We start from the raw sequence: 6,007 nt of genomic DNA, 5'->3' as shown, positions 1-6,007 counted from the left end.
TTGGAAATATCGAAGCGAAAATCTGTATCTTGCTGACTGATAGGTAGATATCGAAATCTGTACATCTCTAAAAAATGCGAAAGCCTCTCCCAAAGGCTTTTTTAATGGTTTATTCCTACCGGATTTATGTAGCTTTTGTACCGAAAATGTATAGTTGTCGTACGGCATATATGCGGTTCGCACACCGGATATATCTGGTTCGCGCACGGCATATATCTGGTTCGCGCACCGGATATATGTGGTTCAACCACCGGATATATCCCGTGCGCGCTCCATCTATATGTGGTGTGCGCAGGAAGCAGACGATTGTTGCATAAACCCGGTATTTCTGTGGCTATTTATACGGAATATCCGTATATGTATTCAAAATGTTGTACCTGTAGCTCGTGAATTTTCCTTCTTTTTTTATTTTACTTTTACTAAAAACCATTACATTTGCACCATCTAATAATGCTAACTGCGAAATTCATGGAACAGCGTATAAATGAACTGGACTACTTGAAAAGCATCTTTATCCTTTTAATGGTAGCCTTTCATTTAGTATATATAGGAGATAATTACCCCTATTCCAAGCAAATCGTGTACACATTCCACATGTCGGGCTTTCTCATCATATCCGGCTATCTGGCTGTGGATAGCACAGGGAAATCTATCAGAAGTTTCGCCAGGAAACTTCTATGGATTATCATACCGTACGCAGTTATGGAAACAGGCTACGTCATAGCATCCTGTATATTACCCGTAAGAGAAGCGGTGACCGAAATCACTCCGGCTATCCTGTTGAGCAAAATATTCGTATCTCCCTTGGGACCTTACTGGTACCTGCATACTCTGATAATCTGTAGCCTTATACAATATTGTGTATTCCATTGGCTGCGGATGAAAACACTATCACGGTTAATTGTCTTTGGGCTTGCCTTGTTTGCGATATCCTGTTGCGGAGGGTTAATCGTATTCGCCAATGCCATTTATTTCCTTGCGGGAACAATCATCAAACAATGCAAACTGCCATTTACACGCGTCATTCCGCCGTCGCTACCGGCTGTCGTCCCTTTGGTTGTACTCTGTTGTTTTCCGGACAACCTGGATAGAGGAACATTGGCAGGAGTGGTTATTACTTATCTGTCCGTCAGCACATTATTATATATACACAATTACCTGCCCCGATTAATCAGGCAATACTTTTATTTCATAGGCAGAAATACACTTGTAATCCTGCTATTCTCGCCCGTATTCACAATCATAAGCAAGGCGTTTCTGCCTTTCTTGCTATTTGAACCCACCGGAATGCTGTTTATGGTAATATCTGTGGTTTTCGCGATAGGCGGTTGCATAGCAATAGCATGGACTATGGATAAACTGCGCCTCTCCCGTTTCTTCTTTGGGAAAGACGTTATACTGAACCGGCAATAAACCGCGCCGGACAAGAATAAATATATCGGTTTCTGCCGTAAGGCTTTGGATATTTCATTATCTTCTCTTTCTCTTTGAGTAGAAAACTGCTATCTTTGCACACTAAAATACGCTCATTGTAAAAGAGATACAATATCATAATGGAAAAGAAATTCAAACGCACTACCGTTACGTCGGCATTGCCTTACGCTAACGGACCGGTTCATATCGGACACCTGGCCGGTGTTTATGTACCCGCCGACATCTATGTCCGCTACCTGAGATTGAAAAAAGAAGATGTAATTTTTATCGGAGGTTCGGATGAACATGGAGTGCCCATCACCATCCGCGCCAGGAAAGAAGGCGTTACGCCGCAGGATGTGGTAGACCGTTTCCATACGCTAATCAAGGACTCGTTCAAAGACTTCGGTATCTCGTTCGATGTGTACAGTCGCACAACTTCCAAAACCCACCATGACGTAGCCTCCGGATTCTTCCGCAAACTGTATGACAAAGGCGAATTCATTGAGAAAAACAGCATGCAATACTACGACGAGGAAGCCAAGACTTTCCTTGCCGACCGCTATATCACCGGCGAATGTCCCCACTGCCACGCAGAAGGCGCTTACGGCGACCAGTGCGAGAAGTGCGGCACCAGCCTTAGCCCTACGGACTTGATTAATCCGAAAAGCACCATCAGCGGAAGCAAACCCGTGATGCGCGAAACCAAACACTGGTATTTGCCGCTCGACAAGCACGAAAACTGGCTCCGCCAATGGATTCTGGAAGACCACAAAGAATGGCGCCCCAACGTGTACGGCCAGTGCAAGAGTTGGCTCGACATGGGACTGCAACCCCGTGCCGTGAGCCGTGACCTCGACTGGGGTATTCCGGTGCCTGTAGAAGGCGCCGAAGGGAAGGTTCTCTATGTATGGTTTGACGCCCCTATCGGCTACATCAGCAATACAAAAGAGTTGTTGCCCGACACCTGGGAGACTTGGTGGAAAGACCCCGAAACACGCCTCATCCACTTCATCGGTAAAGACAATATCGTGTTCCACTGCATCGTGTTCCCTGTCATGCTAAAGGCGGAGGGTAGCTTTATCCTGCCCGATAACGTACCGGGCAATGAATTCCTGAACCTGGAAGGCGACAAGATTTCCACTTCACGCAACTGGGCGGTATGGTTGCACGAGTATCTGCTGGACTTCCCGGGCAAGCAGGATGTGCTGCGCTATGTGCTCACTGCCAATGCGCCCGAAACAAAAGATAACGACTTTACCTGGAAAGATTTCCAGGCGCGCAATAACAACGAGTTGGTAGCCGTATTCGGAAACTTCGTGAACCGCGCCCTGCAACTTACCAAGAAGTACTTCGACGGTGTAGTACCCGCCGCCGGTGAACTGACGGATTATGACCGGGAGACTTTGAAAGAGTTTTCCGACGTGAAAGTCGAAGTAGAAAAGCTATTGGATGTATTCAAGTTCCGCGACGCACAGAAAGAGGCGATGAATCTTGCCCGCATCGGAAACAAATATCTGGCAGACACCGAACCTTGGAAGCTTGCCAAGACAGACATGGCACGCGTGGCCACTATCCTGAATATCTCCCTGCAACTGGTAGCCAACCTGGCAATCGCCTTTGAACCTTTCCTGCCGTTCAGTAGCGAAAAACTGCGCAAGATGCTGAACATGCACAGCTTCGACTGGGCAACACTGGGCAGCACCGACTTGTTGTCGGCCGGACATCAACTGGGTACGCCCGAGCTGCTCTTTGAAAAGATTGAAGACAGCGTTATCGAAACGCAGGTGCAGAAGTTGCTCGATACCAGAAAGGCCAACGAAGAAGCCGACTATAAGGCAAATCCTATCCGTCCGAACATTGAATTCGACGACTTCATGAAGCTGGATATCCGTGTAGGCACCGTACTGGAATGCCAGAAAGTGCCCAAAGCCGACAAGTTGCTGCAATTCAAGATAGCCGACGGCTTGGAGAACCGTACCATCGTCAGCGGCATTGCACAGCACTACAATCCGGAGGAACTGGTAGGCAAACAAGTCTGTTTCATTGCCAACCTTGCACCGCGCAAGCTGAAAGGTATTGTCAGCGAAGGTATGATTCTCTCTGCCGAGAACTTCGACGGTTCGCTCTCTGTGGTTACTACCATGAAGGAGGTGAAGCCGGGTAGTGAGGTGAAGTAATGTTCTTACAACCTTAATGCCGAATGACAACCCAAGAACTCATAACACTTCTGGAGGATTTCATCCATTTGCCGGGAGAGAATGAAGTTGTAGAATTCAAGAAAGCCCAGAATGGATTCGACACGCTAAAGTTAGGAGAATACTTCTCGGCTCTTAGTAATGAAGCCAATCTTAGCCAAAAGGAATCTGCCTGGTTGTTATTCGGCATTCATGATAAGACTCATGCCATCTTAGGTAGTTCATATAAACCGACTCGCCCTTCACTTGACGCCCTAAAAAGGGAAATAGCCGAAGGAACCAACTACGGTATCACTTTTACGGAAATACATGAAATCATGTATCAGGGGAAAAGAGTTCTCATAGATCAGAAAACAGCCTATTCTAACAACAAAGGATTTGAAGATAGTTATTATTGTGACCTGATTCTTAAAGCGCTTACAGAGCACGGTACGCTTACAAAGAAAGAAATAATAGAATTACTTTGGAATAAGTTACCGGACGTTTTGGACGATGACCAGAAGTATTACAAGGTAGGGAATTTGCTTACGAAGCTCAAGAAGCAAGATAAAATAGAAAATATATCCAAAGGTATCCATTCTGACTGGCTTCTTAAAAAGGGATAATTTACAAGCAATTTACGAGCAATTTAATCGAGATTTATCAGAGAATTAAACGCAATTGAATGTATCTTAATCATAAATCGGGCAAGCAATGGCAGAAACATCACTGAAAGAAAAAACAGCTAAAGGATTATTCTGGGGAGGTGTAGGCAATGGCTTCATGCAATTGCTGAGTCTTGTCTTCGGGATATTCCTTGCCCGCTTATTATCCAGCACCGACTATGGTATGGTAGCTGTGCTGACTATCTTCTCCGCTATGGCCGGAGTTTTCTCTGAAAGTGGTTTCATCCTGGCACTTGTCAACAAGAAAGAGGTAAAGCACGAAGATTATAATGCTGTATTCTGGTTTAACATCAGCATCGGTGCGTCACTCTATATGATACTTTTCATCTGTGCCCCCTTGATTGCCGACTTTTATGATACTCCGGAACTGACGCGGCTGGCACGCTTTCAATTCCTCAGTTTCTTTATCGGAAGTTTCGGCACCGCACCCACAGCATACTTCTTCCGCAACCTCATGGTGAAAGAACGTAGCCAGATACAGATTGCGGCTATCATCATCTCGGGAGTTGCGGGCGTCACTTGCGCCTATCATGGTTGGGGATATTGGGGAATTGCCCTGCAAACAGTATTGTATGTCAGTACCAACACCGTGTTACTTTGGATATTTTCGCCCTGGCATCCTACGCTTTCATTCCGTATGCATCCGTTGCGGGCATTGCTGCCTTTCAGCAGTAAACTGCTTTTTACCTCGCTGTTCACACATATCAACAATAACATCTTCTCCGCCCTGTTGGGGTATTTCTATACTATCAGGCAGGCAGGTTACTACTCACAAGGAAGCAAGTGGACCACCATGGGTTACTCCACCATCTTCGGAATGATAAACAGTGTGGGGCAACCCGTATTTAGGGAAGCTTCGGAAGATTTGCAACGCCTGCAAAACATATTCCGCAAGCTGATGCGCTTCACCGCTTTCGTAAGCTTCCCCGCCATGTTGGGACTATGCATCGTTTCACGGGAATTGATTGTTATAAGCATCACCGAGAAGTGGTTGCCTTGTGTACCCGTGATGCAGATATTATGCGTATGGGGAGCCTTCATGCCCATTGCAACCCTATATACTAATCTAATGAACAGTCTCGGACGACCGAACATCTTTATGTGGAACACTATTGCACTGGGCATCTTCCAACTGTTATGCGTATGGGGCAGTTATCCATATGGATTGAATGTAATGCTGATAGTTTATACTACCGTTAATATTCTCTGGTTATTGGTCTGGCACTATTTTGCCCATAGGCTTATAGGAATCTCCCTGTTCAATACATTGAAAGATATTGTTCCTTACCTTATTATTTCTATAGCCGTAATGGCTTTCACGTATTGGGTGGGAAGTTATATAGAGAATATCTATCTTTCACTACTGGTAAAGGTTGCTTTGGCCGCTTCCCTTTACATACTTTTTATGTGGAGTCTGAAGTCTACTGTATTCCGGGAAAGCCTTCAATATCTGTTTAAAAAGAAAACTATAGAATGATGACACTGCAAAATGTAACCGTAATCATCCCTGACACAACCGCCCCGAACGCCTGCGCAGACTACTCGACTACTATAGCCGTACAGACATAAAAATCCTTGTCCCCCGACTCATCCGACCAGCCGTTTGCCGATGCGGAGAAGTACCCCGGCGTGACGTACCTGCACCGTCCCAAGCTGCACTTTCTGCCGAAGCTGAAAGAGGTGCTCCCGATGATTTGCACTCCCTATGTGCTGCGCAATACAAGCAATTCT

General features: G+C 45.8%; 5 protein-coding genes. All 5 read left to right on the top strand.

Annotated features, from left to right (window positions below; all coding sequences use genetic code 11):
• The first annotated feature begins 74 nt into the window (after positions 1–74).
• The 5 genes from B2Z67_RS02195 (at position 75) to B2Z67_RS02175 (ending at position 5,753) form a co-directional block, all read left to right on the top strand.
• Complete coding sequence (locus B2Z67_RS02195; RefSeq protein ID WP_291528184.1) at positions 75–317, top strand: hypothetical protein; 243 nt, start codon at positions 75–77, stop codon at positions 315–317.
• 151 nt (positions 318–468) lie between these two features.
• Positions 469–1,413, top strand: coding sequence for an acyltransferase family protein (locus tag B2Z67_RS02190; RefSeq protein ID WP_291528183.1), 945 nt, complete (start codon positions 469–471; stop codon positions 1,411–1,413).
• A gap of 140 nt (positions 1,414–1,553) precedes the next feature.
• The gene (metG, locus tag B2Z67_RS02185) at positions 1,554–3,593 is read left to right on the top strand and encodes a methionine--tRNA ligase (protein WP_291528182.1); all 2,040 of its coding nucleotides are present in this window, start codon (positions 1,554–1,556) and stop codon (positions 3,591–3,593) included.
• Between the two features lie 23 nt (positions 3,594–3,616).
• Complete coding sequence (locus tag B2Z67_RS02180) at positions 3,617–4,216, top strand: helix-turn-helix domain-containing protein (RefSeq protein WP_291528181.1); 600 nt, start codon at positions 3,617–3,619, stop codon at positions 4,214–4,216.
• 88 nt (positions 4,217–4,304) lie between these two features.
• On the top strand, positions 4,305–5,753 hold the full coding sequence (locus tag B2Z67_RS02175; RefSeq protein ID WP_291528180.1) for a lipopolysaccharide biosynthesis protein: 1,449 nt from the start codon (positions 4,305–4,307) through the stop codon (positions 5,751–5,753).
• Positions 5,754–6,007 lie beyond the last annotated feature (254 nt).

The organism is Bacteroides sp. UBA939 (genome assembly GCF_002293435.1).
Lineage (GTDB): Bacteria > Bacteroidota > Bacteroidia > Bacteroidales > Bacteroidaceae > Bacteroides.
This window is presented reverse-complemented; position numbering and strand designations above follow the sequence as displayed.